The sequence below is a fragment of the Streptomyces xanthochromogenes genome, from assembly GCF_014650455.1.
Classification (GTDB): domain Bacteria; phylum Actinomycetota; class Actinomycetes; order Streptomycetales; family Streptomycetaceae; genus Streptomyces; species Streptomyces xanthochromogenes.
The window spans coordinates 157173-183672 of the sequence record NZ_BMUZ01000008.1; the positions used below are offsets into that span (position 1 = coordinate 157173).

At 63.1% G+C, this 26500-nt stretch carries 40 protein-coding genes and 1 tRNA gene; 2 read left to right on the plus strand and 39 right to left on the minus strand.

The window, feature by feature from the left end; all coding sequences use genetic code 11:
- Positions 1–156: 156 nt before the first annotated feature.
- From IE267_RS21575 to IE267_RS21750, 36 genes are all read right to left on the minus strand, one after another.
- Positions 157–420 carry a hypothetical protein gene (locus IE267_RS21575; RefSeq protein ID WP_189764289.1) on the minus strand — a complete coding sequence of 88 codons (264 nt, stop codon included), beginning with the start codon at positions 418–420 and terminating at the stop codon, positions 157–159.
- 355 nt (positions 421–775) lie between these two features.
- Positions 776–1462 carry a recombinase family protein gene (locus tag IE267_RS21580; protein WP_189764290.1) on the minus strand — a complete coding sequence of 229 codons (687 nt, stop codon included), beginning with the start codon at positions 1460–1462 and terminating at the stop codon, positions 776–778.
- A gap of 3 nt (positions 1463–1465) precedes the next feature.
- On the minus strand, positions 1466–1666 hold the full coding sequence (locus IE267_RS21585) for a hypothetical protein (protein WP_189764291.1): 201 nt from the start codon (positions 1664–1666) through the stop codon (positions 1466–1468).
- A gap of 1 nt (position 1667) precedes the next feature.
- Entirely contained in the window at positions 1668–1952 is a 285-nt protein-coding gene (locus IE267_RS21590; RefSeq protein WP_189764292.1) for a hypothetical protein, read from the minus strand.
- 39 nt (positions 1953–1991) lie between these two features.
- Positions 1992–2513 (minus strand): hypothetical protein, encoded by a 522-nt coding sequence (locus IE267_RS21595; protein WP_189764293.1) that lies wholly within the window; start codon positions 2511–2513, stop codon positions 1992–1994.
- Between the two features lie 27 nt (positions 2514–2540).
- Entirely contained in the window at positions 2541–2732 is a 192-nt protein-coding gene (locus IE267_RS21600; protein ID WP_189764294.1) for a hypothetical protein, read from the minus strand.
- Between the two features lie 92 nt (positions 2733–2824).
- Positions 2825–3196, minus strand: a complete 372-nt coding sequence (locus IE267_RS21605; RefSeq protein WP_189764295.1) for a hypothetical protein — start codon at positions 3194–3196, stop codon at positions 2825–2827.
- Entirely contained in the window at positions 3196–4239 is a 1044-nt protein-coding gene (locus IE267_RS21610; protein WP_189764296.1) for a hypothetical protein, read from the minus strand. Before IE267_RS21610 ends, IE267_RS21605 begins: the two co-directional genes overlap by 1 nt.
- Before the next feature lie 118 nt (positions 4240–4357).
- A complete protein-coding gene (locus IE267_RS21615) occupies positions 4358–4978 on the minus strand; it encodes a hypothetical protein (RefSeq protein WP_189764297.1) in 621 nt (206 codons plus the stop codon).
- Positions 4975–5310: a histone-like nucleoid-structuring protein Lsr2 gene (locus IE267_RS21620; RefSeq protein ID WP_189764298.1), complete on the minus strand. Its 336-nt coding sequence runs from the start codon at positions 5308–5310 to the stop codon at positions 4975–4977. The genes IE267_RS21615 and IE267_RS21620 overlap by 4 nt, the downstream gene beginning before the upstream one ends.
- Positions 5311–5356: 46 nt before the next feature.
- Positions 5357–6424: an AcrVA2 family anti-CRISPR protein gene (locus tag IE267_RS21625; protein ID WP_189764299.1), complete on the minus strand. Its 1068-nt coding sequence runs from the start codon at positions 6422–6424 to the stop codon at positions 5357–5359.
- A 72-nt stretch (positions 6425–6496) separates the two neighbouring features.
- A complete protein-coding gene (locus tag IE267_RS21630; protein WP_189764300.1) occupies positions 6497–7246 on the minus strand; it encodes a hypothetical protein in 750 nt (249 codons plus the stop codon).
- Positions 7247–7507: 261 nt separating this feature from the next.
- On the minus strand, positions 7508–7984 hold the full coding sequence (locus tag IE267_RS21635; protein ID WP_189764301.1) for a hypothetical protein: 477 nt from the start codon (positions 7982–7984) through the stop codon (positions 7508–7510).
- Between the two features lie 17 nt (positions 7985–8001).
- Positions 8002–8400, minus strand: a complete 399-nt coding sequence (locus tag IE267_RS21640) for a hypothetical protein (RefSeq protein WP_189764302.1) — start codon at positions 8398–8400, stop codon at positions 8002–8004.
- Positions 8397–10541: a DEAD/DEAH box helicase gene (locus IE267_RS21645; protein WP_189764303.1), complete on the minus strand. Its 2145-nt coding sequence runs from the start codon at positions 10539–10541 to the stop codon at positions 8397–8399. Before IE267_RS21645 ends, IE267_RS21640 begins: the two co-directional genes overlap by 4 nt.
- 55 nt (positions 10542–10596) lie before the next feature.
- On the minus strand, positions 10597–10842 hold the full coding sequence (locus tag IE267_RS21650; RefSeq protein ID WP_189764304.1) for a hypothetical protein: 246 nt from the start codon (positions 10840–10842) through the stop codon (positions 10597–10599).
- A gap of 48 nt (positions 10843–10890) precedes the next feature.
- Positions 10891–11460 (minus strand): hypothetical protein, encoded by a 570-nt coding sequence (locus tag IE267_RS21655; RefSeq protein WP_189764305.1) that lies wholly within the window; start codon positions 11458–11460, stop codon positions 10891–10893.
- Positions 11461–11566: 106 nt separating this feature from the next.
- Complete coding sequence (locus tag IE267_RS21660; protein ID WP_189764306.1) at positions 11567–11902, minus strand: hypothetical protein; 336 nt, start codon at positions 11900–11902, stop codon at positions 11567–11569.
- A 98-nt stretch (positions 11903–12000) separates the two neighbouring features.
- A complete protein-coding gene (locus IE267_RS21665; RefSeq protein ID WP_189764307.1) occupies positions 12001–12504 on the minus strand; it encodes a hypothetical protein in 504 nt (167 codons plus the stop codon).
- Positions 12505–12566: 62 nt separating this feature from the next.
- Positions 12567–13334: a hypothetical protein gene (locus IE267_RS21670; RefSeq protein WP_189764308.1), complete on the minus strand. Its 768-nt coding sequence runs from the start codon at positions 13332–13334 to the stop codon at positions 12567–12569.
- Positions 13335–13508: 174 nt separating this feature from the next.
- Entirely contained in the window at positions 13509–13814 is a 306-nt protein-coding gene (locus IE267_RS21675; protein WP_189764309.1) for a hypothetical protein, read from the minus strand.
- The gene (locus IE267_RS21680) at positions 13807–14325 is read right to left on the minus strand and encodes a hypothetical protein (protein ID WP_189764310.1); all 519 of its coding nucleotides are present in this window, start codon (positions 14323–14325) and stop codon (positions 13807–13809) included. The genes IE267_RS21675 and IE267_RS21680 overlap by 8 nt, the downstream gene beginning before the upstream one ends.
- 98 nt (positions 14326–14423) lie before the next feature.
- On the minus strand, positions 14424–14765 hold the full coding sequence (locus IE267_RS21685; protein ID WP_189764311.1) for a DUF7239 family protein: 342 nt from the start codon (positions 14763–14765) through the stop codon (positions 14424–14426).
- Positions 14762–15025 (minus strand): hypothetical protein, encoded by a 264-nt coding sequence (locus IE267_RS21690; RefSeq protein ID WP_189764312.1) that lies wholly within the window; start codon positions 15023–15025, stop codon positions 14762–14764. Before IE267_RS21690 ends, IE267_RS21685 begins: the two co-directional genes overlap by 4 nt.
- Before the next feature lie 2 nt (positions 15026–15027).
- Positions 15028–15522 carry a hypothetical protein gene (locus tag IE267_RS21695; RefSeq protein WP_189764313.1) on the minus strand — a complete coding sequence of 165 codons (495 nt, stop codon included), beginning with the start codon at positions 15520–15522 and terminating at the stop codon, positions 15028–15030.
- A 2-nt stretch (positions 15523–15524) separates the two neighbouring features.
- Positions 15525–16034, minus strand: coding sequence for a hypothetical protein (locus IE267_RS21700; protein ID WP_189764314.1), 510 nt, complete (start codon positions 16032–16034; stop codon positions 15525–15527).
- Between the two features lie 98 nt (positions 16035–16132).
- Complete coding sequence (locus tag IE267_RS21705; protein WP_189764315.1) at positions 16133–16486, minus strand: hypothetical protein; 354 nt, start codon at positions 16484–16486, stop codon at positions 16133–16135.
- Positions 16473–16667 (minus strand): hypothetical protein, encoded by a 195-nt coding sequence (locus IE267_RS21710; RefSeq protein ID WP_189764316.1) that lies wholly within the window; start codon positions 16665–16667, stop codon positions 16473–16475. Before IE267_RS21710 ends, IE267_RS21705 begins: the two co-directional genes overlap by 14 nt.
- On the minus strand, positions 16657–17019 hold the full coding sequence (locus tag IE267_RS21715) for a hypothetical protein (protein WP_189764317.1): 363 nt from the start codon (positions 17017–17019) through the stop codon (positions 16657–16659). The genes IE267_RS21710 and IE267_RS21715 overlap by 11 nt, the downstream gene beginning before the upstream one ends.
- Positions 17020–17321: 302 nt before the next feature.
- Positions 17322–17498 (minus strand): hypothetical protein, encoded by a 177-nt coding sequence (locus tag IE267_RS21720; RefSeq protein WP_189764489.1) that lies wholly within the window; start codon positions 17496–17498, stop codon positions 17322–17324.
- A gap of 13 nt (positions 17499–17511) precedes the next feature.
- Complete coding sequence (locus tag IE267_RS21725) at positions 17512–17724, minus strand: hypothetical protein (RefSeq protein ID WP_189764318.1); 213 nt, start codon at positions 17722–17724, stop codon at positions 17512–17514.
- Positions 17725–17733: 9 nt separating this feature from the next.
- Positions 17734–18507 (minus strand): hypothetical protein, encoded by a 774-nt coding sequence (locus IE267_RS21730; RefSeq protein ID WP_189764319.1) that lies wholly within the window; start codon positions 18505–18507, stop codon positions 17734–17736.
- A 52-nt stretch (positions 18508–18559) separates the two neighbouring features.
- Positions 18560–18628, minus strand: a tRNA-Ser gene (locus tag IE267_RS21735).
- Positions 18629–18902: 274 nt separating this feature from the next.
- Positions 18903–19409 carry a hypothetical protein gene (locus tag IE267_RS21740; protein WP_189764320.1) on the minus strand — a complete coding sequence of 169 codons (507 nt, stop codon included), beginning with the start codon at positions 19407–19409 and terminating at the stop codon, positions 18903–18905.
- Between the two features lies 1 nt (position 19410).
- Positions 19411–19629: a hypothetical protein gene (locus IE267_RS21745; protein ID WP_189764321.1), complete on the minus strand. Its 219-nt coding sequence runs from the start codon at positions 19627–19629 to the stop codon at positions 19411–19413.
- Between the two features lie 191 nt (positions 19630–19820).
- Positions 19821–20078, minus strand: coding sequence for a hypothetical protein (locus tag IE267_RS21750; protein WP_189764322.1), 258 nt, complete (start codon positions 20076–20078; stop codon positions 19821–19823).
- A gap of 2436 nt (positions 20079–22514) precedes the next feature.
- On the opposite strand from IE267_RS21750, the gene IE267_RS21755 reads away from it, so the two are divergent.
- Complete coding sequence (locus tag IE267_RS21755; protein ID WP_189764323.1) at positions 22515–23171, plus strand: hypothetical protein; 657 nt, start codon at positions 22515–22517, stop codon at positions 23169–23171.
- A gap of 259 nt (positions 23172–23430) precedes the next feature.
- Here the strand turns inward: IE267_RS21755 and IE267_RS21760 are convergent, their stop codons facing one another.
- Both IE267_RS21760 and IE267_RS21765 read right to left on the minus strand, forming a co-directional pair.
- Entirely contained in the window at positions 23431–24213 is a 783-nt protein-coding gene (locus IE267_RS21760; protein ID WP_229861359.1) for a hypothetical protein, read from the minus strand.
- A 3-nt stretch (positions 24214–24216) separates the two neighbouring features.
- A complete protein-coding gene (locus IE267_RS21765) occupies positions 24217–24726 on the minus strand; it encodes a hypothetical protein (protein WP_189764324.1) in 510 nt (169 codons plus the stop codon).
- A gap of 266 nt (positions 24727–24992) precedes the next feature.
- Here IE267_RS21765 and IE267_RS21770 point away from each other — a divergent pair, with 266 nt between their 5' ends.
- Positions 24993–25175, plus strand: coding sequence for a hypothetical protein (locus IE267_RS21770; protein WP_189764325.1), 183 nt, complete (start codon positions 24993–24995; stop codon positions 25173–25175).
- Here the strand turns inward: IE267_RS21770 and IE267_RS21775 are convergent.
- Positions 25160–26122 (minus strand): helix-turn-helix transcriptional regulator, encoded by a 963-nt coding sequence (locus IE267_RS21775; protein WP_189764326.1) that lies wholly within the window; start codon positions 26120–26122, stop codon positions 25160–25162. The two genes, IE267_RS21770 and IE267_RS21775, sit on opposite strands and share 16 nt — an antisense overlap.
- Between the last annotated feature and the right edge of the window lie 378 nt (positions 26123–26500).

The following is a 26500-nucleotide window of genomic DNA, read 5'->3' on the forward strand; positions in this document are numbered from 1 at the left end:
ATGCGCCTCGGCAGGAGTCTCTGACAGTGGTGGAACCGCACGCAGCATCCTGACCTTCTCCTCTTCACAAGGTGGTCAGATCGTAGCTCCGGTGCAGGGCAGACCGCAGGGTTCCGGCGGAACAAGCTGAGGAGGGGGAGGGGCTCCTGACCTGCGTCATACGCCTGTCATACGCTCCAGGGAGGCCTCGATCGGTGCGTACCTCACCTTCATGAGGCCGACCCTCCCTACGGGCCACTCGCCTTGCTGCCAGGCGTAGCGGTAGCAGTGGGCGAGCCAGGCCGCAGCGTCCTTCATCGCGCCTGTGGTCGTCGGGTGAGCCTTCAGGAGGAGGTCCAGGTCAGCCATCAGCTTCGGGTCATTGCGTACCGTGATGATCTTGGGAGGCTTATCTCGGGAAGAGTCGCCGGAGAGGCCCATTAAATCTTGCTCCTAAACAAAATAAGCAGACACCCCAAGTTGGAACCGAGGGGGTGTCTGCGCGGGCTGTGGTGGACTACTACGGAACAGCGTGGGGCGAGGTGTGGGCAACGTACTGGGTGCCCGCGCTCCGCTCGTTAACGACGCTCTTGGTGACGGTGGTTGACGTACCGCAGCGGGGACACTCGATGGATTCGCCGACCGAGTACGGGCCCGGATCGGGTGTCCATTCGCCATTGAGGGGGTCGATCGGGGTGGTCCAGCGGTCTGCCTCAGTGGCGGTGTAGAGGGCAGTGTCAGTCGTACAGGTCATAAAGGTTATCATTGGCTGGTTGGTGGACTGCTTGATGTTCAGTCAGGCTTCCCTGTTACCAGCGGCTTGCTCAGCGCGTTCGCCGTGATTGCTCATGCAGGCGAAGTCCACGCACTTTGCGCAGTGCCTGCATTCGCTCCTGCTGTAGCCCTCGGGAAGAGGCTTGCCGCAATCGGCGCACCTTTTAACTGCCGTCGCTGTCTCTTCCCTGAGGTCGTCAATGCTGGCCTGGATCTTGAACCAGATAGCCTGGGTAGCGGAGTCGCCCTTGAGACGCTCTTCGAGAGCTGCTATCTCCGCCTGGTCGAGGGTCACGCTGATCTGGGTGTAGCCGGACAGCTGCGTGGCCTTGCGCTCTTCTTCGGCGAGGTTGGATTCGTACTCGGCCAGGGCTGCCATCAGGCCGAGACGCAACTTCCCCTCCGCTCCGGTTAGTTCCGTGCCGTCGGCGGTGAAGACGCGGATTCCTCGGTCGGTTGCCTGGCTGATCAATGAGAGCACGCGAGTGCTGTTGCGGCTGTAGGTCTCCGACTTCTCTGAAATCAGGACATGGGAGACCCGGTTTTCTACGTCGGCGAGGGCTTGCTCAACCACGTCGCTGCTTCCGGCGCCTTGCCGTACGTCAACGACCTCGTAGCCCTGTCGTTCGGCGAAGGCCCGACAGGCTGCTTCTTGGAATTCAAGTCCGGTGCCAGTCGCGGATCGGGTGTAGATGAGTGCCTTACTCATTTGTCAGTTCCCCCCTGGAGCTGCCACGGCACGACGGATCTTCCCGGCGGCCTCTTCAGACAGCATTACCGTGTCGGCAGCGCCTCCGCCGTACGCAAGGATCGTCTTATCCTCGCCCATCTCTGCGAGAACGGTGTCCAGGAGCACGCGTACCGCGTCCGTGGGCTTGTTGACCTCGACTGCCAGGTCCTGAATAGAGATCACGTCAGTTCTCCTTATCCGCGAAGCACACCGCTGCGTCCTCAGGGAGCACGAGTGGCCACGCCAACTCCTCAGTAGTCACGTAGACCATGCCTGAGGTGATTCGGACGTCCGTCACTGTGACGGGGACAGCCTGCTCCGCAGATTCAGGCGCCGCGTCGATAACTACGCTTCCGTCGATCTCGTGCATCTCATAGTCGCCCAGCTCGCTGGCCTTGATGAACTCTGGTGCCACAGAGTCCTCGCCCCAGTTACCGGTGATGTGCCTGTCCAGCCCCTGCATGCCCATCTCGGCCCTCTCTCACGTTCCGAAACCGTTTTCCCCTGCTCAGACGAGCAGAGACCTCACGAACTTCGTAAACGCCGACTGCGCAGCCCGCTTAGCGGCATCAACGTTGGCGGCGAATCTGCCAACATCTCTCAGCGAGAGCATGTATGAGCAGCTACCGCCCCATGTCTCAGACAGGTGCACGACGGAAGCGACTTGCTCTCCGTTTACCCGGCCGATCCAGCGTTCTCCTTTGGGGTATGTCTCGTCCTGCTCCCACTCGATCCGTCGCACTTTGGTCTGTGGCTTGTCGACCACGTCAATGCTCCCTTGTTGCACGTCGCGTCGCCCCTCGGCTGGCCCCCCCTCGGCCGTGGAGCGGGTGCGCTCACTCTCCAGCACGTCAAGATAATCAGAGGCGTCTCGGTTACCAGCCTCCGCTGCACGCTGCCACCACGGCTTAGCGATCTCGTCCGAGTGCAGGAGTTCCATCAGCTCCGCAATGCGCCGGAGCTGAGAGGGCTCGTGTGCCGCCTCCTGACCCAATAGGTCAGTTAGTTCTTTCTTGGGGTTTCTGTCCATGGCTACAGCCCTCGCCTCAGCTTCATCTCAGAACTCCTTATCCTTGTTCAGATTGAGCAGCGAAGCAACGCTGTCGGCGACGTCCTTCGTGTTGTAGATCGCCACCAACTGAGATCCGCGACCCCGGTACAGGTACTCCCGCATGACGGCGAACGCCTCATCGCCCTGCACCGTGCGCGGCTCGACCACGTAGCCGGTGGTGATCTTCCTGTCCGCCATAGTTGCAGCCCCTTCGGTCATTCGTCCCCGACGTGCTTTACGTCCGTGCCCCTCATGTTGGCCACGCGAATAAATCGGCACGCGTGTCTGGTCTAAAGGCTGTCCTTGATGTTCTGGGCCACTTGCACGCCGAAATGCTGCTTCTTCGGATTTGCTGCGTGAGCGGGCTCGCTGGTCCACTTCACACGATAGCCAACTCGCCATACGTAGCTGACGATTTCCAACTCTTCTCTGACTGTCGCTACCTCGTACTTGTACAGATCTGCGCCTGCGTCGGGGGAGTGTTCGAGGAGGTTCTCTCCCAACCCCAAAACCCAGTCGTCCCATTGCATCTTGGTCATGCGCTGGCCGTCTTGCTTGGCTGCCTGCCGGGCGATCTTCAGCATTTCCTGGTTCTGGCGCTGAAGGCACTTGAGTTCGCGTTGCTCGCGCCAGTCCTTGAACTTCGCTATGAGAGTGGGCACTAGCTGCCTTTCTTCGGGCGAGGAGCCTTAACCGCAATGACTTTCTCGCCGCCCAGTACCGGTTTGTCCTCCGGTCCCTTCCAGTGGCCGGGGATGAACTGCTGACGGTGGTCGTCGATGCTGCGGTAGTAGGTGTTGCGCCAGTAGCCGTTGACCCACCACTGGTGCTTCCAGTTCGTCTCGGCTGTGGCATTGCTAGCGTGTGGAGGTGTCTCTTGGCGTCGATGCAGCCGCACGATGCGCACCGGCTGGTCGGGCTTCTGGATACCGGCGTTGCTAAAGCGTCGGGCGTCGCCCTTCTTGATGCTGGGGCCGGGCTCGGGGCTTGCGATGTTCTCCTGCTTGCTGAGCGCCCAGAAGGCTGCGAGGAGTTGCTGGTAGTGCTCCGGGGTTGCCCCTTGTGGGGGTGGGGCGCCTTGGATCATCTCGCCCCATTTGTTTCCGTAGGGCCAGACAACGGAGGCTGCGGTGTAGAGCTTGGGTACCTTGCCGACGAGGTATCGGTCGCCCACAGCGGCGGCGACGGCCTCCGTGGAGGTGAAGGGGATGATACAGATGCCGTCTTCGACGATGGACTCGGGGCGGTCGCTGGGGAGAGGGAACCAGAGCATCGCGTGAATGGGGAGCGCGTGAGTGCCGATGTCGGCCAGAGGTTGCTGGAAGAAGACGAGCCCGTACGAGGTGAGGGGGTCATCTTCTCGGAGCGGCTGGTCCGGCATCGTTGGCCCGGCCTGCTCGACAAGCTCACACATGCTGGTCTCGGCCAGATAGAGATCGGCGAACTGGGCACCGAATCGGGTGATGTCCGCGAGGCGTCGGGCTGTCTCGGCGATCTGCTGCTGCTCGCGTCTTACCTCGCCGGGGACGTAGTTGTGCTGGTTCTGCGCCTTACGGAAGCTTTCGGCGACGCGGAGTTGCTCTTCCGTGAGGGGGCGCTCGTCCATGAGGACGCGCATGGTTTGCTCGCCGAGTTCGCCCGTGAACCAGTCGAGGAGCTGTTTGCGGGTGTTGGCAGCTCGGGCGGCATCGGCCTGAAGCGTCATGGTCGTCGTACCTACTTGTCCTGGTGTACAGAGGGAGGTACTTGTGGAGGTGCCTCCGCATACGGCAGGGAGCCTATCCGGTGGGTCGGACAGGCTCCCTGTGTGTGATTGTGCAGCTTTACCGGTGGCCGCCGAGTTCCTCGAAGAGGATGCCTCGCTGGAAGCCGTCAACGTAGGCGTTGACCAAGAGCTTGCGGAACTGCCCATGCGGCGACGTCTTCGAAGCACGTGTGTCGAGCATGAAGGTGGCTCGGTCCGTTGCCACACGCTGTGCCGTCGGGAGGTCGATGGCGCGTGCCCACTGTGCGAGTACTTCTTGCTGGCCCAGAGCGCTCCAGTCTCGGAGGAGCTTCTCGGCATCTGTGAGGCGCATATGGCTGATGGCGGGCCCGAAGGCTTGTGCCATGAGACTGTCACCGGCCGGGCCGACACCGTGAATGAATGCGTGTCGCCATTCGTCAGGCATGTTGTTGCCTGTGGTGGCCTTGTAGTAGATCGCCGCAACCATGAAGGCTTCCAGCCAGGCACCGGCGAGGGCTGACAAGGCGTTTTGAGGTGGTGCGTCTTCGTCGGAGGTGACGTCGAGGGCGCGTCGAGTGGCTGCGCGAAGGACCAGCTCGGGGTTGATGTGCTTGGCGATCTCCCGTTCGAGATCAGTCCCGCTCTTGTCGAGCCGGTCCACTTCCTCGCGGACAGCTGCCAGCCTCTGGAAGTCGGGGTGAACGGCCGGATTGCTCACGCTGCCTGAGCCTTCGCGTATGCCTCACGGATCTCGGCGGAGACACGGCCACGGTCGTTGATGCTGTAGCCCTGCTCTTTCGCCCAGGCACGGATCGACGCGCTGTCGTTCCCCTTCGAGGCGCCCGCAGTGCGCGGCCGGTTGTTCGCCGTCCGACCGCCAACCTTTCGCCCTGCTGTGACGTAGGGGGAGAGCAGGTTCCGAAGCTTCTGGCCGTTCTTCGTGCTGAGATCGATCTCGAAGCTCTTGCCGTCGAGTCCGAAGGTGACGGTCTCGTTGGCTTCCCCGCCGTTGATGTCGTCGATGAGGAGGACCTGAACCTTCTGTGCCACTGCGTGCTCCTGGTATTGAGATGGGGTGTGCGGATGGTATCTGGGGTTACTTCTGAACGGGAATGATGGTTCCGTCCAGGTTGACCGAATCGCCGTTGGCGTTGACGAAGATGGGTGGCAGCCACTTCACCTTGCTGAGCGCGCGGCCCTTACCGTGCCGGAAGGTGTGGAGATGGGCCCGGCGCACGTGAGGCTGCATGGTGCGCTTACCGGCGGCCACGGCGCTTCGGCGGTCGTTCTCGATGAGTTCGCGCGTGGACTTGATGGCCGCACCTACGTGCCAGCCCAACTCGTGCACTTGCAGGGGCTTCTGCGGGCGCTCACCCTTCTTGGCGGGCTTGCGCCCGATGGGCCTGCGACGGGTATCTGCCTTCTCCGAGCAGACGTAGAGCAGGTGGGCCAGGCCGAAGTGCACCAGGCTTTCCATGTACTGGCGCTTTTCCTCTGGAGACGCGGAGTCGGTCAGCAGAGGTTCCCAGCGGAAGTTGCGCAGTACCTCATCGATGGCACGGCGGATCGTGAAGCTGTCGTCGGTCAGCGCGAACGAGATGCGGAGGCTATCGATGTCGACGACGTTGCCGACCTTGTCCACGAGGTCTGAGTTGAACGTCAGCTGGTACTGGGCGACGTCGGGATCGTTTGTGCCGCACAGAGTGTTGTCCGAGCGCCGCCCGGTGACGTACATGGCGCGGAGGATGCCTGGGGCGTCGTCCTTGTGGAGGACGTGATGCCCCTCGGTGAAGACGAACACCGGGTTGGGGTGCGGGAGTTGATGAAGGACTCCGCCGGGCAGTAGATCGCTGGTGTCCATGTCGGCAAGGGTGCGCATCATCGTCGGGTCTACGTCGTAAACGATTTTCGTCCGGTACCAGAGCTGGTTGATGGCCCAGTCGCCTGCGGTGATCTGAAGGGAATCGAGGATCCGTTGGCTGGGGGCGTGGAGTTCAGCCTCGCTGGCTCCGCCGTTGAGGAGAGCCTTGGCGTAGGGGAGCGCTCCGAAGCTGCGCAGGTGCTGTTCCCAGGCATCTGCCTGTAGCGCCTGCATGGATTCGACGAGACTGACCGCAGTGAGCGGCACCGGTCGTTGGAAGGGGAATGCGCTGTGCTTGGCCATGACTTCCTTGTAGTTCCTGGTTAGACATCTGTGTCGATGAGGTTGTGGGCATCCTCCGGATCTGCTTCTTCCTCATCCTCGCGGCAGATCCAGGTCTGCTACTGATGTGCGCTTCCTCAATGGTGGTTTTCCTGGACACCAGCCGAGCTGGGTTAGGTGTGCCCCCAGTTGGTTGGCCTTGGCGTACTTCCGGACAGTGGAGACTGACAGGCCGGTTTGTTCCGCCCATTCTTTCGCAGAAAGCACAAGGTCAAATGCCTCGTAGCCCTTAACTGTCATGTTGTGCGTCGTACCCTCGCGGGTGACGGTGGTAGCAGCAGTGATCGGGCCTAGCGGGCGCTCGGCTTTCGGTGTTGTAAGCGCCTCTTCCAGGCTCCACTCCTTATTCCGCACCCGGTCGCCTAGGGTGTAGCGGTCGACGACGCAGCGTGGGTCCTGCGCCCAGTCCGATAGCGATTTCGTCTCGTCGAACGCCGTGTACTGATCCTCGCTTTGAGGTTTCCAGGCAGCCCAAGTCATCGCCTTTTCGATAGGCCAGCCAAGGACTTTGAGCCTGTAGTTCAGGGATTGCGGGGTGACGATGCAGCGCTCGTCCCGTGCCCAGGCTCCTGCCGTCTTCGCTTCGCTAAATGCTGTGTAGGTTTTTCGCGGTTTCCTGGGCCCGTGCCCTGTCTTCGGCGGGGTGGTCATTGCCTCTTCAAGCGGTACGTTTTCTTTCCGTACGCGTTTGTAGAGGGTGGGGAGCGAGACGCGGCAGCGTGCATCGCGACTCCACTCGGCCAGACTCTTGGATTCGTCGAAAGCTGTGTACTGCTTAGTCACACTGGCTCCCACGCTCGTTTACTGCGTCGGGAGACGAGCTGTCGGGGTCGGGTGGCATCCCAATGTCTTTCAGGTCGAGGGCCAGGGCAACCCGTTGCGTGACTGCTTCAGTGTGCTGACGGAGTTCTTGCAGGATCCAGCGATGAGTGTCCCTGCGACGGTCTTCTGTATCGAACCGCCGCCGCAGTTGGTAGAGGAAGTCGTAGCGGATCTGGCAGCACAGTCCGAAAGCGTCCCCGGAGGCAACGATGCCAGAGCCGCTCATGCCGCGTGGGCCCTTTCCAGAATTCGGCGGGATTCGGCGAGAACCTTCTTGCTGGCGAGAATCTCTTTCGGGAGTTTCAGGTAGTTCTTGTGAGCTTCTTGGAGCTGCTTCTGAGGAGCGGGCCGTTCCCGGTTGGATGCGGTGGTCAGCAGATTGAGGCGTGCGCGGGAGACGGCCGCCGGAAGGTCCTTGATCTTGTTCAGGTTCCTCTCGCCCGTGTGGCGCTGAAGCGTCTCGACTGCCTCGCCCAGGAGAGCTTCCTGCTTAGGCACCATGCCCTCGTAGAGGTCGACGAACCACTCGCAGAGTTCCTCGACGTCGAAGATGACGGTGGTGTTGTACTCGTACACCTCGGCCGGGAACGGCTCCTCCGGGGCGGCGTGCAGGAGGTTGCGGTAGCGCTTGAACCGGGCCATGGTCAGGCCCGTCAGATCGCAGAACTCCTGGGCCGAGATCATGACGTAGTTGCTCAAAGTGTCCTCGGTTCGAGCTAGGCGTGCGTGTCGATCAGGTTCTCAGCGTCCTCGGGGTCCTCGCCTTCCTCCTCCTCGCGGCGGATGCGCTCGTCGGTCTCCGCGCGGCGCTCCTCCACCGTCTCGTGCATGTGAACGACAACGTCCTCGGGGGCGAGCCAACGGGTCTGGGGACGGGCGCAGGTGCAGATGAGACCAGCACCCTGGATGGAGGTGCAGTTGATGCTGTGAATGGGGCGGTGGCTGGTGAAGCCCATGGCGTCGAGGAGGGCGAGCTTCTGCTCGGGGGTGAGGTCCTTAGCCTGGGACAGGTCGTCGATGTCGTACCTGCCTCGGGTGTAGAGCTTGCTCGCCTCGGTGTCGACGTGTGCCAGCTCGGCACGGATACGGTCGAGGTGCTCGCTGATCTCAGTCACGGCTTCTCCTTGTTGATGAGCTGGCCGAATGCGGCGCGCTCGGCTCCGGCGAGCCTGCTCGTGTAGGTGGCGAGGTGTTCCTTCATGCGGGCGGCTTCTTCGATGAGCCAGGGTTCCTGCGTGGAGGTGTCGACCTCGAAGTTCGGGTAGATCGCTTCGAACTCCTTGGCGACGCTTCTCATGCGCTGGATTCGGAGGACAGGGTCTTCGGCCTTGGAGGCTTCGCGGAAATCCTCGGCCAGCTTCTCGCCTTGGAGGGTATTGAGGACGGTGGGACTGTTCCCCTTGCCGGTGCGGGCCCACAGTCCCTGCATCGCCGCCACTGTGTTGTTGACATATGCCTTGTACTTGCTGGCGGGGTACTTGAAGTCGGGCAGGAAGTCATGGAACTGGTAAGTCAGCTTGAGCATTCGCATGTTTCGCAGACTGGTGTCGATGCTGTGATCCCGCATGACGTCCATGAACTCCACGACTTTCGCCATAAAAACGTCGTTGTCGAACTGGGAGTACTTTTCCTGGCGCTTGCCCCAGTCCCAGCCGGGCAGTGCTTCCAGCAACTTGGTGCGTGACGGCAGCAGGGTGCCCTGCTTGTAGTTCGACTTCTGTGACTTGGCGAACTGGCCCAGAGCATCGCCCTTCGGAGTGACGTAGGTGGTCTTGGGCATCTCGCCGGTGAACTCCATGTACGCCTTGAGCTTGCCGTAGCGGTCGAGCCAGGACTCGGTGGTGTTGGCCAGGACGTGGAGCTTAAGAGCCTCGTGGAGCTTGTCCTGGAGGGTCGCGTCCTCGCCGAGGATTTCGATGGTGCCGGGCCAGGCGATCGACTGGTCTTTGCCGGTGAACTCCTGCTCGCCGAGGTCCATGCGGGCCTGGGTGAAGGCGGCGTCCATGCGCTCGTCGAAGTCACGGAGGCTGGAGAGGACGGCCCATACATGACGGAAGTCCGAACCTGCGAGGACCTGCTCGGGGCTTTCGCCGGGGGCGAGGTAGACGGGCAGGACGATGACGGAGGGCTTGTCCTTGCCGGGGTGCAGTCGCAGGGCACGGCCGACGGCCTGAGCGATGGCGATCTTGCTGGTTTTGGGGTCGGCGAAGACCACACTGTCCACACTTGGCACGTCCACGCCCTCGGTCAGGACCTGGATGTTGGAGAGCACGGTGGCGCTTCCCTCGGCCGGGTGTGCCAGCTTTCCGAGGACCTCGCGGCGCTGGGTCGGGCTGCTGAGCCCGTCGATGTGGAGGGCCTGAATGGGCACCGAGGTGACCTTGGAGGCGGTGTTGGCCAGGGTGTCGGTGAAGATGCGCGAGCGGTCCCTGCGGCCGTGGAAGGCGATGATTCGCCGCAGGCCGTACTCCTCGATGGCGCGGGCCACCGCGATCTGTGCGGCGACCTGCGAGGTGGTCAGCTCCTCCTGGCGTGGCATCCCCTGCTGGGAGAGGAGGACCTGGTGGACCTCGGTGTCGGTGACCAGGACCACGGCCACGCGGAAGTCGGAGAGGAGACCGCGCTGGATGGCGGAGCCGAAGGTCAGCTCGTACACCCGTTCGCCGTAGAGATCGGGGTCGTCCATGCTCACGACGTCCTCGGTGCCGTCTCCGGCCGGGTGGATCTTTGCCGTCGCGGTCAGCGAGATGCGTGTGGCGGCCGGGATGCGCTGGTCGTCGAGGACAACCGCATACGCGCTGCCGCCCGGACCTGCGGTGCGGTGTGCCTCGTCGAGGACCATGACGTCCAGGGCGGGCAGGTTGGCGCGGATCTCGTAGGCTTCGGCAACTCGGGCGGCGGACTGGTAGGTGCACAGCAGCAGCCGGATGCGGCCGGAATCGGCGCTGAGGAAGTCGGCGATACGGCCCGGCTCGGTGGTGGCGTTCGCCTCACCCACGGACGGGTCGCTGTAGACGAGGAGGCCGTCCACGCCGCCGGGCACATCGCGCTGCCAGTCCTCGTACGTCTGGCGCAGCAGTTCCTTGCTGGGGACCAGGAGCATGACCCGGCCGCCGGTTCCGGCCCGCTCCAGGGCGGCCATGCGTCCGATGAGGGTCTTGCCGGTGCCGCAGGCGAGTACGGCGAGCGCGCGGCCGGAGGGCCCTATGGCACGAATAGCTTCCAGCGCTTCGATCTGATGCGGACGCGGTTGCACGACGCGCTCCGTCCTTTCGTTCCGGGTACCGATGGCAGCTGAGGGGCAGGGCCGTTCAGTAGTCGTCGTTCCATCGCTCGCCTGCCACCGTGGGGTCGAACCAGCCCGGGGGGGTGTCGCTGTCGGGGTAGCGCTCGCGGACCTTCCGGGCGTACGCCTCGGACGCGGCGTGCCCGGCCTCACAGCGGTAGATGATCGTCCCGGTGCCTGCCCTAGACGGCTGCCCGGTGACGGAGCCCTGGCAGGTGTGATCGCTCTTGTGCCGGTCGAGGCACTGGCGCGGCTCGGCGGTCTGGCTCACGGTGTTCCCCCCTGTGGGTGCAGGTTATGTCGTACCTAGCGGCGTGGATCAGGTGTTCTTCGGCTCGCGGCGTCCGCCGCGCTGGATCGGGCTGGTCAGGGCCTTGGGCACGCTCATGCCCTGCTTCTTCAGCCGGGCGGTGAAGGTTGCCCTGGACAGCCCCTCGATGCGCGAGGGGTGCTCGTACCACTCCCGGGCGGTCTTGCTCTCGCCGTTCCACTCGAAGAGCTGCTTGTCGTAGTAGTCGCCGGTCTTGCGGCCCTTCTCCAGGGTGGGGTCGATGTACTGGCCGTTGTAGGTGTTCTTGGGCGGCTCCGGTGCCTTGCCGAGGTCGTAGAGGTTCTGGTCGATGCCGCCGTCGGGCCAGAAGACGACCTCCACCGACTGCGGTCCCCACACCTTCTGTCCCTTGGTGGAAGCGAGGCGCTCGGCCGAGTCCCCGACCCCCAGATCCACGGTGGCGACCTTGATCGGATTGGCGCCCGGACCGGCCTTGAGCGCGTTCGCGCGGAACCACGCCCGGTCGTAGTGCTTGCCGTTCTTGTACAGCTCCGCCAACGCCTCCTCGGCCGCCTCGTCGAGGTCGGAGAGGTCGTTCAGGCCGTCCAGATCGTTCATCGTCTGCTCCTCATGTCGTCGGTTGCGCCCTCGTGCGAAGGGACGTGAGCGCCCTGTCCCGGTCATGAGCCGGGAAGACTGGCGGTCCAGTACAGGGCTGTCGTATCTACTCGCCCAGCCACACCCTGTGCTCGTCGCCCCACATCCAGACGTAGTGCATCGTGTTGTCGAACTGCTCCACGCTGCCCGCGTTCGAAAGGTCCTTGATCAGGTTCGCCAGGACCAGCCCCTCGCCCCGCTCGTCGGTGTAGGGGCCGGAGCGAAGCTGCTCAAGCTGCTCGTCGGTGCGGTAGAGGCGGGAGCGGCGCAGCTCGTCGCAGATGGCCTTCTTCATCTGCTCGAAGCGTTCGGCGCCCTCGTCGGTGCTGAGGTCGAGCCCACGAGCGGCTTCGATGTGCTGCTGTACGTTCAGCTCTTCGTGCCAGGCGTTTACCGGGCTCATCGCTTCTTCTCCTTGTAGGTGACGAGGCGGATCACCACGTCGTTGGGGGGTGTCGCCTTCGCTGAGCAGGTCGGAGACCCAGTAGGGGCGCACCCAGTTCAGCTTCTGGATCTCTCTTCGATCGCGGAGCTGTCGCGCTCACGCTCATACGCCGCCATGAAACGACGGTCGTCCACGGACCGGTGCTGAATAAACTCGCGCTCCTGCCGGAGTTTGGTGAGTTCAGACTTCAGCGTCGTCTCCCTTTCAATGATCCAGGCGACCCGCGCATCGTCCTCGCGGCGTCGGGCGGAGACGACGTGGTACCGCTCGTCACGGTCTTCGGGTTTGGTGTGCACCTGTGCCAGTTCCAGGCGCTTTTCGAGGAAAGGCTCCATCTCGGAACGGACCCAGTAGAGGTCGAAAGCGCCATGGCCTCTACCCGGGCTGCTCTCCGGGCTGCGCCACTTCTTGCAGACTGCGTCAGGCATGTCCGCGTGACGTGACTTCCACTTACTCAAGGTGCCCCGGGTGTATCCGGTACGGTCCAGGATCTCCGGGGAGGAGATCAGCTCGCCCTCGCGTCCCTTGTACTCATCGCGGTACCACTCGACACTTGACATGCTCAGTCCTTAGTCGCCTCCAGTAAACGCGAGCCATCGTAACTGTCCTTCGGTTCGTAGTACTAGGACAGTCTTTCCCGGCTGGGGAAGTAGGGACGGACCTCTTCGGGCAGGAACCGCGCGCAGAACGTCAGCAGGTCCCGGGCCGCCAGCAGCCGGGCGTACTGGTTCATCCCGTCCATGCTCAGATCCAGCGAGCCGGAGAGCGGCCAGTGGAAGTTCTGCCGGGCCCGGTCAATCAGCTCCAGCACCGCCGGGTGGTATCCGTGCTCCTGGTACACGAGCCGGGCCGCCTTCGCCGCCTCGGCCTTGTGGAAGTCGACGAGGTGGCGCATCCCGTCCCGCTGCATCTTGGTGATCGTCTCGGCAGGCGTCTGCGCGGCCAAGCCCTCGGTGATCCTGGCCGCCTCGTCCTCCATGTCCTGGAGCCGACGGGGCAGCGTTTGCAGCTCGAAGCGCCACCGCTCGAAGCGGTTGTAGTCGTAGCGGGCGTCGCGGTACGCCTTCCAGATCGCACCGTCGCGCCACTCCATCTCCAGCACGGCGTCGACCAGCTCGACCTTCCGCAGCGGCCACGTTCCGGACGACAGCCGCTTGTGCAGGTCGATCAGGTCGCCGACCTTCAGGGCCTCCAGCACCGGCTTGCGGGAGTGGTTCAAGCGCTTGCGGTGCATGTCCTCGTAGTCGCGCAATTGCTCCCAGAGCTTGTCGATCTCGGCGGCCCGCGTCTCGAACTCGGGCAGCGACACGGCGTCGACCAGTTCTTTCATCAACTCCACCCGTGTCCGCAGCCACGGGTCGACGATGTTCAGGTAGCCCTTCTCCGTCATGACGTCCTCATATTGGCCAGGGAGCAGCGACCGGCTTACCACCGGCCTCTGACATCCGTCCGGGAAACGAGAAACGGCAGGACGCGGGAGACCTGCTTCGTCCGCGTTCTGCCGTCAGCACCCTGCGCCGGGATCGAACCGGCGATGAGCCCACCAGGGCCAGGGTTGTCGTACCTATCGCACGGGCCCGTAGCCGGGGCCGCGCAGATCGAGCTTGAGGAGCATGGTGGTGGCCTCCTCGACGGCCTCCATCAGGGTGCGGCTGGCGTAGTCGCCGAAGAAGTTCCCGTCCGGGGCGCCGTTGCTGTAGAGGTACCAGCCGGTGTCACCCGGCTCGCTCTTGGACCGGCGGCGCTTCTCCAGCTCGTACGTCACGCCGAACAGCTCGGCCTGGTACTTGCCACTCGCCTGGCGCTCCCAGCCGATGCCGCCGTCGGCCTCGATCAGCTTCTTGCCGCACCACTGGATGCGCCTAGCCATGGACCGGCTCCATCAGGGAGGCCAGGGAGCGGTAGCGGGCACCGAAGGCGGTGGCGGCAGCACCCGGATCGGAGCGGTAGGTGCCCAGGTCCCACTCGACGGGCGTGCCCTCGGCCGGGATGGTGGCGACGACGAACTCCGTCTCGCTCTTCTGGGCGAGGATCAGGCGGCGCCCGGCGACGGGGGCGGCCAGCTTGACCTCCCACCCTCTGATCACCATCGGAGCGACCGGAGCACCCGGGGCGGCAGGCACGTAGATCCGCAGCCCGTTCAGGCGAGCGTCGGCGAAGGTCCCCTTGGCCTGCGGGACGATGCCCTCGGTGCCGGGCGGGTAGTTCTCCTCCATCGCGGCGTCACTGGCGGCTCCGTAGGTGTCGAACAGAACGCCGCCCACCCGCTCGACGCGGGCCTGATCCGCCTTGAGGGTCACCGCGACTTCCTCGACGGCCTTCTCGAACCCCGTGCCGCCGCCAGAGTGCTGAACCAGGGTGTACTTCGTCTGCGACTTCATCGTCTCTCCCAGTGTTTTCGGGCATGAAAGAGCCCGGCCGGGGATTCGAACCCCTACACCCCACACATCTCGGACCGGGCTGATAATCAGTAGTGCTGCTACTCGCTGAACTCCACGCTGAACGCGCTGGACGACTCGGGACGGATGATCAGAGGGCTGCCGCCACGCACGACGAGCCTTCCCTCCTCGACATGAACGAGCACCCTGCCGCGATACGGCATAGCGTTCTCGGCGAGCCGGAAGCCGACTCGTGTATCACGCGGAAGCGGCGCGACCACCTCGTGGGAGGTGGTCCAGTACGTGTTGGAGTCCGGATTCTCTCCCTTCAGCTCCGCCACCTGCTCACGCTCCGCCGCGAGATCACGTCGGAGCTGACGCAGCTCCTCCTGCGCCCACTTCGGGAGGCGTGCCTCCCGCGCAGCGCTGTCCGTCTCACTCACTTCGAATCTCTCTCCACTCGAATGTCCAGGGGGCCGTCGTACCCATGCTGGCGCGCGACCCACTGACCAGCGGCCTTGTAAGAGGCGAAGCCATCCTTGTACTGACCGGCCGCCTCTTTCACGTCGGAGTCCTCGTAGATGTCGGCCCAGTACTTGCCGTTCTCGCTTCCGATTCGAGCACCGCCTGCCGGAAGCGTGACGATGGCCTTGCCCGGCTCGATGATGTCGACGCGCACCACGACTGGTTGCTGCTCGCTCACAACTACTCCCGGACAGTGGCGACCAGGTCGGCCTGGAGGAACTGGAGGGACGTGCCATCGTCGAGCGTCAGCACGTGGCCCCGGACCAGGTCGTCGGCCAGGCTGTGCGCCGAGGAGGTCAACCCGGCGTATCCACGCTCGACCGAGCGGCGGCCAAGCCGCTCCAGCGCCAGCTCAGCCGCGTTCTTGAGCGAGTCGGAGGAGACGGTGCTGCCGGAGTATAGGTGCGGTCCCATCGGCCTCCACGGCTTTCGGATGACCCGGTCACTCGGGTCCATCTCCTGCACCAGAAGCACCCAGGCGTCGCCCACCACACGAGGGGCACGGTCCAGCGCGGCGTCGGCGTCCTCGTTGACCTTCGCCAGACCTCCCTCCAGCTCAGCCAGGATGCGCAGGCTCTCCTTGTCCTGGAAGTTCTGCGCGAGACGCTTGACGGCCAGCTCGTAGTGGTGCAGGCGGCCTTCTAGCCGCGTCTTCTCCGGGTCGGTCGAACTCACGCTCACAGCTCCCGTACGGCGATTTCGAAGGAGTACACGTTGTACCGCGTACCGTCGGCCGGGAGGTCGGCATTCAGCTTCTTCTGCCGGTCGGCGGCTGCACCGACCTCCTCCCACGCGTCGAACGCCTTCGACGTCGGGTCCTTCAGGGCGGCCTCGTACGCCCAGCGGGCACCGGCCGGACTCTTGGCCACGACGAACCAGGACTGGATCTCGATACCGGCGGTGGCCTCGTCGATGATCCGCTTGGCCTCCTCCCGAAGGTGCTCGTCCTTGATCTCCTCGGGACGCTCGTAGTCGCCCTCGTGGAATCCGGCGACGACAGACCCGCTCAGCCCGTAGCGGTAGTCCGGGGAGCCGTTGACCAGAGCGACCAGCATGTACGGCGACCACTCGTCGTTCGCGATCTTCTGCTTGGTCTCCTCCCGCAGATCCTCGCTGTCCGACCAGTCGTCGGTGACCAGGAAGTCAGGGTCGATCTCGACACGGATGCCGATCTTGGTCTTGGGCATTCGAACTCCTCGTGCTTGCGATCAGGATTGGAATGAGTGCCCGGCGGAGGACTCGAACCTCTGCGCCCCGGAAGTCTCGGGCCGGGCAGTTGTCGTACCTACAGCTCGCGCCAGGTCTGGGTGGACGCGTCGAAGTAGTGGATCTCGGTGCAGCCCGCGTTGGGCCTGCCGAAGTCGTCGAGCGGGCCGAAGTCGTCGTCGCCCCCCGCACCGTCGGTGGTGATGATCCGTCCCGTGTAGCTCAGGACCTGATCGGAGACGTACATGCGGAACGTCCGACCATCGCCCCGGCGCAACCGCACCTGGATCTGCGGGTCGATGTTGTGTGGCCCCATGGTGCCGGTCTCGTCACGTCCCTCCGACGGCTCGTGCTCGACGTCGATGACCCATCCGTATGCGGCATGACGGGTTTTATCGGCCAGCATCTGGCGGACGTATTCAGGTCCCGGCATTGCTCTGATCCATCTCTCGGTCTGTGTCGCACTTCTTGCACAGGCAGAACACGGACGCGCCCATCAAGGCCGGGACGTAGTCCTGATAACAGATGTTCTCGTCACCTCCGCCGCAGTCGCGGCAGCGGTCGGAGTTGTCCCGGACGATGACGAAGCCACGGTCGTCGTACCTACGCGGCACACTGATCACCATCCTGACGCTTGGCCCAGAACACTACGGGTTGGCCACCTGGCGGAACGAAAGTCACGCCGTCCCGGCTGTACCAACGAAGCCGGAACTCGATCGCGTCATCCCCGGTATCGTCGCGGTACCGCTCGACCTTCTCCACCAGACGGCACCAAGCACACGAGCACACGCTCCACTCAGGGTGGTTGCCGAAGTTGTCGCATCGCTCGGCCCACTCGTCCATCCGCTCGGTCAGAAGATCTTCCAGCGCCAGGACCGCGTCGTCCGCGTCCTCGACGCACTGCACATCGCTAGCCCCCGGCACGTGACCTACCAGGTTGAAGCCGACGTGATAGTGGTGAGCCATCCCTACATCCTCCTCAGCCGGTCGTGGTCAGCGCACATTGCGCAGAGATAAGACGGATGCGGGGAGGAACGCATGAGTACTCCTTGGGTATTAGAGGTGCTCGGCCTGCCGACGGACACTAGCTGTCGGCGTCTGGGAGCGCACCAAGAGAGCAACAGATTCCTATTAGTTGCTCCTCAAGTATGCGCAGGCATGAGAAAGCCCCGGCTTTCAAAAGCCGGGGCAGATGTCGTACCCATGAGAGCCTCGCGCCGGATTCGAACCGGCTGTTCGACCTTCGGGGCCGTTCTCGCACGCTTGGGTCAGCGGACCCAGTCAGAGGGCAGGAACCCACCCTTCCTCAGCCACTCATCCAAAGCCTCGAACGATTCACGGATCTTCTCGACGGCAACGATCCTTTCGGCCTCGTCGTAGTCGTCATCCGCCTCATACTCCCGGAACCCTTCGCGAATGTTCCCCAGGGCAACGTTCGGGTCCACAGACCTTTCCTTCCTAGTAAGTGCCGCCGAGATATTTGACCGCGATGCGCTCTGCTTCACGACGCGTGCTCGCCCTCATGCCATCGAGTAAGAACTCGGATGTGCCGACCCTCCCGTAGCAATCGCCGAAGATCGGGGACCAGAGCAGCTGCCCGTTCTCATTACTGAACTCGATCTTCCCCGCCTTCAGCGGGCCCAGCTTGCGTGCACGAACGATCAGAGACATGCCTCTCCTTCAGAGCGAGCGGATGTACGGGATCATGACGGTTCCGCACTCCGGGCAGAACACGTGGTGGCTGCCGCAGACCGAGTACGCGCCGCACGTGAGGTGCTCCTCGTCGGCGTCGTCCTCGTCGTGACAGTCCTGAATCACCCCGTTCGGGAACAGCTCCTTAAAGGTGGCGAAGCTCCCGCCATACGTCACCAGTTCCGATCCCTGGACGGTCAGACTGTGCTCGTAGTTCTTCGGGCACCCCAGCTCGTAGTAGTCGTACTCGTACCAGTACGAGCGCTCAGTGGTTGAGTCGGTGTAGATCGTGTACGCACCCGAACTGTGGTTAGTCACCTCAGCAATAGCCGCGTACTCATAGCCGTCGTGCCCGAAAACGTAGATGGACAAGTCCTCGTCGAGATTGTTCTCGTGATTCGGAGTGAAGACAGACAGGACCTCGTCGCCGTTGTCCGGGTCAAGCTCCAGGGTCTTCAGGAACGCCCGCAACATGCTGGTCTCGTCGGCGTACATGTCGATCTCATCCGTGATGGAATCCTTGAACCGATCCCAAATCTCCTCCATCTCCTCAGCCTTGCCAGCCGTCCGCTGCTCAATCCATTTGTCCGAGTCGACGATGATGCTGTACCCGTCATTCCAGGCACCATTGCTCTTGTCCGTATCATCGATCCGGTTCATCGGACCCAGCGGCTCGGAGTACGGCCCGGATACATGACGCTCGTCGGGCTGCGCCACGATCGCGTATCCCTTGTCATCGGCCATCGGAATGGTGGTCTGCATGGTTCCCTCCCACGGACGTGAAGTTGGGCGCACGGATGTCGTACCTAGCGCCTGGTGAACCGCAGGGGAATCGAACCCCCACCCTCGCGGGCAACCATTCGGCTCTGCCTACCTACTTTCCGTTCGTATCGGCATGGCGCTCGCACTGAGCTTGCGCCTCTTCCAATTCAGACAGCTCCAGGCACACCAGGTCAGACGACGGGAGACGGTCCGGTACACAGACCCACCCCGTGTACTGCCACGCTGGGGACCGCAACGCTCCGTCCGGCTCGAAGTAGGGAAGACCCGGGGTCAATACGCCAACCACGATGTAGCGAACACCATCGATGGTCGTCTCCCACTCCCGATTTCTTCCGTCCCATTCCTCCGACGAGGTCAGATCCTTCTCAACCCACTCAGCCACGGCGCTTCCTGTTCTGGAACCAGGATTCCTCGGTGTACCCCATCAGATCGTGGTCATCGAGGCCATCGAGCCACTCGTCACACTCAGCCTTGAACTCCTCATACGTCGAGATCGTGGGAGCGCCCTTGGCATAGTCGTAGACATTCAGCGCGTGGGCCGGGGACGAGTCGCTGCCCGTCATGAAGACGTCGATGTAGGGACCGTGACTCCAGACGAAGCGCACACCAGACTCGTGCGCATACTTCAGCTCCTCATCCCACTGCCCGCTGGCAACTGCTTCCAGGGCTTCGTCGAACTCCTCCAGGACCTCGAAGGCCGGGTCCATCGGACCGTCCTCGGAGCCGTTGGTGAACTCGTCACGCTTGCTGCGCATGTGCGGAGCGCACAGGACCTTATCCGCCTCCTGCCGCGTACCGTCGGAGCGGGTGGTCCAAGCGAAGAAGACGCGGGCCACGGCCGGGGTGTTGTCGTCGCAGAACTGGCAGAGTTTCGCGGTCATGTCAGATTCCTTCGATGGAGTACTTAATCGTGACGATGCGAATGCGGTCGGCGGACACACCATTGGTCTGGGCCTCCGCTGCCTGGTCCAGAACCACCTGCTTGTCGGGTGAGTCCCAACCCGCGCGCCAGTCGCCGAGCTCCGGCGCCCAGAGGAACAGCTGGTAGAACTGTCCCGCACCTGTCTCCTGTGTCGGACTGTGATCGAGTTCGATCCTCACACAACCCTCCCTAGTGATCGATGTGGTCGCAGGGCTCCGGCGTGCTGCTGGAGAGCACAACCATTCTCCCCTCCTTGTACCGTCCCGTTGCTCGGGTGCGAGCGGCCCAGCGAGGGCAGTCCCCGTGCCAGGTGACGCCTTCCTTGTCGGTGAATGTGAAGTACAGCCGCTTCTTCACTGATCCCGCTCCTTCAGATTCCGTCGAACTCTACGAAGCCACCCGACCTCGGGTCCTGGACGTAGTACACGTACAGCTCCTGTGCCGGGGCACCGTCACCGGCCGAAACACTCATCGATCCCTCTCGCAGCCCGTAGGTGAACTGGATGCCCCGGTACTCCTCGCGAACCTCGTTCAAAGAAATCGGGCGTTTGAGTTTCCTGATGATGGGCGCGATGTTAGGAACGTTGATCTGAACGAAGTTGAACAACTGCTCGTCAAGGTCGATCATGGCTTTCCTCCTCTGAAGCAGATCGGATAGAGGTCGAGTGCCCGGCAGCGGATTGCGCACCGCTACACCCTGTAAATCTCGGGCCGGGCGAAGTATGTGTAGTGCCTCGCACTCTCTGTTCCTATGGGAAGGGTCAACATGCGAGTGAATCTTTTTCCGCGTCGTCAGACACACTCTGTCGTGGTTGCTTTCGCTTCACAGCGATAACGTCCACGAGTCACCTAGGTGTCGTAAGCGCGGATTTATTTTACGACGGCTGCTGTACCCCGACTCCTGCCCTATTACCTACTGCGTCACCGCATTCGGTCTCGATCGCTAGGAGTGGCTGTCGTGTTCGCTTACTCCAGCCATAGTCAGATTTCTGACTATCCCTTCGTCGCTCGCTTGCACGTTTCCACCGTCGGCCGTCTGCTTGCTAGGCAGAACGGACCTACTTCCTTCCACAAACTTCGTGCACCGCCAGGTGGGGTATACCCTGCCCGCAGAAACCCGAAGTCGAGTCCGGTTTTTATGTAGCTCCCCAGAGGGAACATTCAAAAGGAACAGACGTTGCGAGTTATGCCGCTCGTACGGTTCACATCCCGGAGGACATGACTTCCCTATGGAGGGGGAAGACGGGCGGATTAGTCATGGTTAGCGCCCCTAAGATGACTTGACGGGTTACTGACGGAAACCATCTATGCCGTACGTGATCGGACACAGAAGTAACCGGGGTCGGCCGTCAAGGTTTTCAGAGCAACCAAGACAATCCCTCGCACGCTTTTCAATTATCGAGTAGTGGAACTCACCGTAGAAATCCCGGTGTCACCGCCCCCGAAAAGGCCCCGAAGCGCCTTCCCGGTCTTGCTGTGCTAGACCCTACCTCTACTGTCTTAAGGTTATAAACCCTTGGTCAGTCGAGCTAGGTTGGCGCCCAGTAAGCAGCTCTACCAGCCCGCTTCCCGCTTGCCGTGGCCTACGCTATCACACTGTCCCTGGCCTTGAACCCTAGGTCAGTGTGTCCGTTGGGCCACCCCGTCCGACCGGCGCCGTCGTGGCCGCTTGTCGTTCGGTGCCCCGACCCTACCACACTGGCTAAGTGTTGGAACCCTTGGTCAGTGGCGCCGGTCAAGGCATCCCGTCCTGCGCCGCTGAGAGGCATTCACCCGCATCGTGCGAGTTACTCCGCCCCCTTGGCTTGCGCTTTCCGGGGTGTCCCGCCCCCGCCGCCGTGGTGGCCGGTTGGGGTGGAACGGGGATGACATTACGGGGGTGTCTAACCCCTGTCAACACTTGGCCAGTCGCGAAGCTGTGACCAGTGGCGACGCCACGGCGCCCCGTGGGGAATCCGGGGCCCCTAGGCCGCTGTAGGGCCCGTGCGCCTCCCGTGGGCACCCTTCCCGCCCCGTTGCCCCGTGTGCTCCCCGTAGGCCGCTGTAGGGCCCGTGCGCCCGTGCGTGCTCGGTACGACGTCCGGCGCCCCGTCGGTATGCGCACCCAGGGGGAGGGCGCGACGCGTCACGGCCCCTACTGAGCAGCGGGAAAGTTTCGGGGCGTCAGTTGATCAAGGTCAAGGCTGACATAACCCTATGCAACAAGGGTGCGTGCGCTCCGGCGCGAGTGGTCTACCTACGTACGCAATTCAACGACTGCCCCTCGCTGGTTACGGCACGTGAAAAGGTGTCGGCGAAAGGTTTTCGGGGGGAGAGGCTTAGTGGTCCTCTACCTAGGCATATAGCAACATGTAGCGCGCGTGGTCCGGGGTGGCTCCAAGCTCAAAGCTGTGACGCTATGTGCGTAGCAACTCCCCGTGATTGCTGATGGTCCGTTTGTCAGGGGTCGCCCCTAGCTGACATGCCGTCAGTTCTGGCAGTATCAGTGACTGTTGGCTACTGAGGTAACCCTTACCTGACGCCTCGTCAAGAACGCGCAGCGTGACAGCATTTCTGGGGCGACTGTCCGCATCGTGAGCTAACGATCATGGTTTCAGTTGACAGCTCGGAAGGTGACGGCTAAGTCAGCCCGTCGACTACGACCAAACTGTAATTTGGATGTAGTCATACTGGCCCACAGGCGCTATTTCGGTACATCTGCGAAATCCATCTGACGGCACGTCAGTATGTGTTCCTCGCCACTAAGGCTCACCTTACGTTGCATAAAGTGACCCCCCACCCTTAAACGATCTTCCCGCCAAAGGCCCCCCTGGTCGCGCTTGCGGCTGGCCATCTTACGCGGCGAGGCAGTATCAGCACGCTCCGTCGACAATGCGCAGCGTCACGTCCGCCTAAGCGCTTTCTTTCACCGAGGGTTGCCGACGACCCGTCAGATACTACGGTCGGTCGTGCGCCATGAAAGTCAAGAACTACTTTCTGCTACGGCTTTCTGAAAGGTCGTCAGAAAGGTGAGGCGGGAATGGATGCCCGGCCGCGAGGAACGTGCCGTCGCTAGACTTGGCGCATGACAAAGCCTTTTCGCTTGCCAAGCCGACAGGCAGTGCGGCTCAAGACCGAGCTGGCTGCACACTCCTGTGCCGTAGTAGTGCTCGGCATAGTGGTACCTCTGCTCGGTGCACCCTGGTGGGGCACGTTGGCCTGCGCCGTTGCCGTGGTGTTGGTTCTTCAGCTCGCACGCACCCAGTGGATGCTTATGCGGCGCAGCGCGCCTCTGTTGCCTCTCCTCGACGCTCTAGTCCCCTATGGCCGTGGGTTGTCGTCGGGGGAGGGCCGTAGCTTCGAGCGCATCGGCGGCGACACCGATGTGGTCTGCCTGGCTGGCCGTCGTTCCTCAAGCCTGTCGTTCATTCGGTCCTCTGAGGAAGAGGTCAGGGCGTTTACGGACCACGCGCCTAACGAGCACGTTCGTCTCGTTAGCGATCAGATCGTGATCACAGGGCCTGTGGCCTTTCAGTACTCCGTCGTCGATTCCACGGACTCCGCAGACCCGCTGCGCACCGACTCACTGAGTCTGGTGCAAAGGTGGTCGATGGTCCGTATGGGCGCTAAGACTGGTGTCATGGTCCCGTCCTCAGACGATGTGAAGGCGCTGCTGCATCACCTTGAGAACAGCGACTTCGTGAGGGACATCAAACCTCGGCGCTCCGACGGCAACAACTGAGCCTGCGGGCGCGGCGGTTGATGTGACCGAGGTGGTGAGCACGCCCGGTCGGTAGTGAATACGCCGAAAGCCCCCTGCTCGCAACAGGGGGCTTTCGGCGGACGGGGCCCGCTGTAATCGGGTCCTACGCGTTTCGACGCTACCAGGCGGTGGTGCTCAAAAAGCAGCGAGCCCGGCCTACAACAGAGCGACCGGGCTCGTGAACTGCGCGGAGGGCCTGGCTCTGGCAGGAGTTGGCCCTTCGTCTAAGTCGACACTATCAGGGAGTGGTACTTCGGCGTCGGGCCTTCTCGAAGAGTGCTCTGCCGACGGGCAGAGTGAGGCCGACGAAGAGGAAGACGATCGCGAGGCCGGAGAGGGCGGGCGACAGCTTCTCCTCCAGCTTCAGCGACCACGGGGATCCCACGGTGTAGGCGATCAGGTAGCTGCCCTTCGATGCGGTGTAGCCGATGCCGAAGATCGCTGCGATGGCGGAGGCGCCGTAGCCGAAGGTTGACCAGGGGCGTCCGGGCCAGTTGAGCGTGGCGGACTTCGTGCACATGAAGGCCAGCTCGCAGCAGGTGATGAAGACGTAGCCGAGGTAGACCAACAGGTAGATCCTGATGGGGACTTGGCTGGCGAACTCGGTCGTGAACTGGGTGCCGGGGATGTTGGCCTTGAGCCAGAGCGGGATCATCACCAGGACGACGGCGATGGCGATGGTGGCTCGCTGGTAGATGGCCGTGCGCAGGTACTCGGGGTCGTAGGCGATGTCGACCATGGTGAGTTGGAGGCTGGCGCACCAGGCGATGGCGCAGATGTGGGCGGCCAGCTTGGGGAGGTTGCTGACGCCGGTCAGGTCCTCAACTGCGTTGGCTACGGCGGGAATCGCGAACGCCACGCCGATGGTGCAGATGCCGAAGGCGAAGGTGATGCATTTGTTGGCGACGGTCGGCTTGCGGCGGACTCGGTAGATGCAGGCGGCGGTGACGATGACGCCGAGGGCTGTGCAGAAGCCGAATATGAGGCCGTCGAGCGGCGTGCTGGTTGTGGTGCTGTTCAAGGGCTAGAGACCTTCCAGGGAGTCGGCGGCGTATTGGGCGGCCTCTTCGCTGCTGCGCCGTCGTCGGTATCGGCGGCCGGTGTCGCCAGAGTCGCTCTCTGTGTCGATCTCGTCCGCAGGAACAGTATGAGGGAGCCCTAGCTGCTCTCGGCGGTCCTGGATTTGGCGGAGCAGGCTGTCGAGGTCGGCCTGGTCGAGGCCGTCGAGGTGTCTGACGATGTCGAGGGCTCGGGGGTTGTGCTGGAGAACCGTGAGCGCCGCTATGTCGTCCCACCCCGGAAGGAAGAAGGGCGGAGGTGTATCGAGAACAGACGCCAGCGCCGCGATGGTAGAGACGGTAGGGTTGTCGTCTTTGCCGCTGCGGAGGTTGGAGAGTGCGCCGACCGAGCCTCCGCGCGTGTGCCCGGGGAGGGCTTGGATTGCAGCGGAGAGAGCCCTGTTGGAAGGGGGTTCTCCGTCGGGGCCGGGGCGCCGTCGCAGGAGGTAGGCGAGTTTGGCGGCGAGGGTCAGCACGGGCGGCTGCTTGTACGTGTGGTCGTGTCCAAGGCCGTGTCCTTCTGCCATCCCTACGCCTGCGGTCGTGTGCGAGGCAAACGTTACTGCCCCATCGACAGGCTGATCACTTTAGTTGACAGCCTGCTTGCATGCCGTGGATGATCCCAGGGTGGGCATATGCGCTAAAGCGCTCTGACCTGCATGTTTGGTGTGGAATCGACGCTTTGGCTACGCGGTGGGGGACGCAGTCTGTGGGGCTGGGGCGTCCTGGCGAGGGGAACCAGGTGGCAGGCGGCAGCGTAGAACTCGATGTGGCCTCGGCGGAAGCGCAGGCTCTTGAGGCCTTGGGTGCTTTGAAGTACTGCGTGTTTCGCCTCAACCGAGTCACGGGAGAGGTGCGACTGGTGCTGGACGAGGCGATGCTGCATCGCTTGCTGGGTGCCGGGGTGGATCAGTCGGCGGCGTAATCGGGGTGCCGAGTCCAAAGGGTGCCGAGCTGGAACCGTGTCTCCACCCCGAAGAGCGCTTTGATCTCAGCGATCTGCTTGCCCAGGGTGCGGAGGCTGACGTGGAGCGTGTCAGCGATCTGGTTGTCCTCGTAGCCGTCTTCCATAAGGCGCAGGATGGCGCGTTGCTGTGGAGTGGTGGTTCGCTGGGCGGCCTCTTGGGCAGCGCCGCCGATCCACTGCGCAGCGCGCATCCACTGAGTGTCGAAGACGTTGCGGAGGACGGCGACCACTGCCGGGTGCGTGACGAGCCAGCATGGGTTGTCTTCGCTGGGGGTGTCGAGGTAGTCCGACACGTAAGCGTGTGAATTGTCGATGATGACCATCCGCTCGAAGGGCGGGGTCAGCGTGCGGATTTCAGCACCTGCTTCGGCGATTGCCCGGCTGTACTCCTGCTCGGGCTGTCGGCCTCGGGCGGCGTGGGGGTAGATGGTGCGGATGCGCACCCCGCGTGCGGCGAGTTTGGCGTCCCTGTCTTTGGTGGCTGCGGTGCTCGCGGGACGGTCGCGGGGGTGGCAGGTGACGACTTCGTGCTTTGCCTGGGCGGACGCGGCCGTCATGCTCGCGTTGGCCTGCTTGATGCCGGGGAGGAGGGTGACTCCGCCGGACTGGGCAGCTGCCTGGGGGAGTGAGTCGAAGAACTTGGGCAGTGCGCGGAGCGCTGCGACGTGGCGTTCGAGGCCATCCAGGAGCTGTGTGGTGCGGTTGCGCTCGGCGACGTGGGTGTCAAGTCGTGCGTAGGCGCCGTTGTTGAGGGGGACAGGGGTGATCAGCCCTTTGCGAACGAGCTCGGCGAGTGCGGGGTCGCTTGGGTCGGGGACGTAATCGTGGCGGATCTGGAGGTAGAGGGCGCTGGCTTGATCCGACAGCTCCGTGTTGTCCGCATTTGTCGACTCTTCGCTTTTCACCCTTTTCGCTCCTTGCTTTGATCGGCAGTGCAACTACTGGCAGCGGCTAACTTCTTGCATCTCGGCTGGGAAGCGGACAGCCTACCCTCAGTCACTCACAGAGTCGCACGGGCATTCGAGAAGCTTCCTGAGGGAAACGGTGCACGGCGACATCCTGCGGATGGGCGAGCTAGCGGCGGCTGTGGCGGAATGCCTGGCAGCCCTTTCGCTCACAGGCCGTCAGTTTCAAGTAGCGCTAGCCAGTTGAGGGGTGGACATGATGAAGGTTTCGCTAGTTCGGGGGCTCGTTGCGGCGGCTGGTGCCGCGCTGTTGGCTGTCGGAGGGTTCGCTGCCGGACATGTGGGCGCCAGTAGCAATCAAGCCGACATCACGTGGAA

What these genes read in the sequence shown, in the direction of transcription:
- IE267_RS21600 (WP_189764294.1), bottom strand. Translation starts at nt 2,732, where the DNA reads ATGGCGGACAGGAAGATCACCACCGGCTACGTGGTCGAGCCGCGCACG.
- IE267_RS21675 (WP_189764309.1), bottom strand. Translation starts at nt 13,814, where the DNA reads ATGGCTAGGCGCATCCAGTGGTGCGGCAAGAAGCTGATCGAGGCCGAC.
- IE267_RS21575 (WP_189764289.1), bottom strand. Translation starts at nt 420, where the DNA reads ATGGGCCTCTCCGGCGACTCTTCCCGAGATAAGCCTCCCAAGATCATC.
- IE267_RS21590 (WP_189764292.1), bottom strand. Translation starts at nt 1,952, where the DNA reads ATGGGCATGCAGGGGCTGGACAGGCACATCACCGGTAACTGGGGCGAG.
- IE267_RS21610 (WP_189764296.1), bottom strand. Translation starts at nt 4,239, where the DNA reads ATGACGCTTCAGGCCGATGCCGCCCGAGCTGCCAACACCCGCAAACAG.
- IE267_RS21670 (WP_189764308.1), bottom strand. Translation starts at nt 13,334, where the DNA reads ATGACGGAGAAGGGCTACCTGAACATCGTCGACCCGTGGCTGCGGACA.
- IE267_RS21725 (WP_189764318.1), bottom strand. Translation starts at nt 17,724, where the DNA reads ATGTCTCTGATCGTTCGTGCACGCAAGCTGGGCCCGCTGAAGGCGGGG.
- IE267_RS21750 (WP_189764322.1), bottom strand. Translation starts at nt 20,078, where the DNA reads ATGATCGACCTTGACGAGCAGTTGTTCAACTTCGTTCAGATCAACGTT.
- IE267_RS21595 (WP_189764293.1), bottom strand. Translation starts at nt 2,513, where the DNA reads ATGGACAGAAACCCCAAGAAAGAACTAACTGACCTATTGGGTCAGGAG.
- IE267_RS21740 (WP_189764320.1), bottom strand. Translation starts at nt 19,409, where the DNA reads ATGACCGCGAAACTCTGCCAGTTCTGCGACGACAACACCCCGGCCGTG.
- IE267_RS21730 (WP_189764319.1), bottom strand. Translation starts at nt 18,507, where the DNA reads ATGCAGACCACCATTCCGATGGCCGATGACAAGGGATACGCGATCGTG.
- IE267_RS21715 (WP_189764317.1), bottom strand. Translation starts at nt 17,019, where the DNA reads ATGGCTCACCACTATCACGTCGGCTTCAACCTGGTAGGTCACGTGCCG.
- IE267_RS21655 (WP_189764305.1), bottom strand. Translation starts at nt 11,460, where the DNA reads ATGAACGATCTGGACGGCCTGAACGACCTCTCCGACCTCGACGAGGCG.
- IE267_RS21625 (WP_189764299.1), bottom strand. Translation starts at nt 6,424, where the DNA reads ATGGCCAAGCACAGCGCATTCCCCTTCCAACGACCGGTGCCGCTCACT.
- IE267_RS21665 (WP_189764307.1), bottom strand. Translation starts at nt 12,504, where the DNA reads ATGTCAAGTGTCGAGTGGTACCGCGATGAGTACAAGGGACGCGAGGGC.
- IE267_RS21680 (WP_189764310.1), bottom strand. Translation starts at nt 14,325, where the DNA reads ATGAAGTCGCAGACGAAGTACACCCTGGTTCAGCACTCTGGCGGCGGC.
- IE267_RS21755 (WP_189764323.1), top strand. Translation starts at nt 22,515, where the DNA reads ATGACAAAGCCTTTTCGCTTGCCAAGCCGACAGGCAGTGCGGCTCAAG.
- IE267_RS21660 (WP_189764306.1), bottom strand. Translation starts at nt 11,902, where the DNA reads ATGAGCCCGGTAAACGCCTGGCACGAAGAGCTGAACGTACAGCAGCAC.
- IE267_RS21705 (WP_189764315.1), bottom strand. Translation starts at nt 16,486, where the DNA reads ATGCCGGGACCTGAATACGTCCGCCAGATGCTGGCCGATAAAACCCGT.
- IE267_RS21580 (WP_189764290.1), bottom strand. Translation starts at nt 1,462, where the DNA reads ATGAGTAAGGCACTCATCTACACCCGATCCGCGACTGGCACCGGACTT.
- IE267_RS21700 (WP_189764314.1), bottom strand. Translation starts at nt 16,034, where the DNA reads ATGCCCAAGACCAAGATCGGCATCCGTGTCGAGATCGACCCTGACTTC.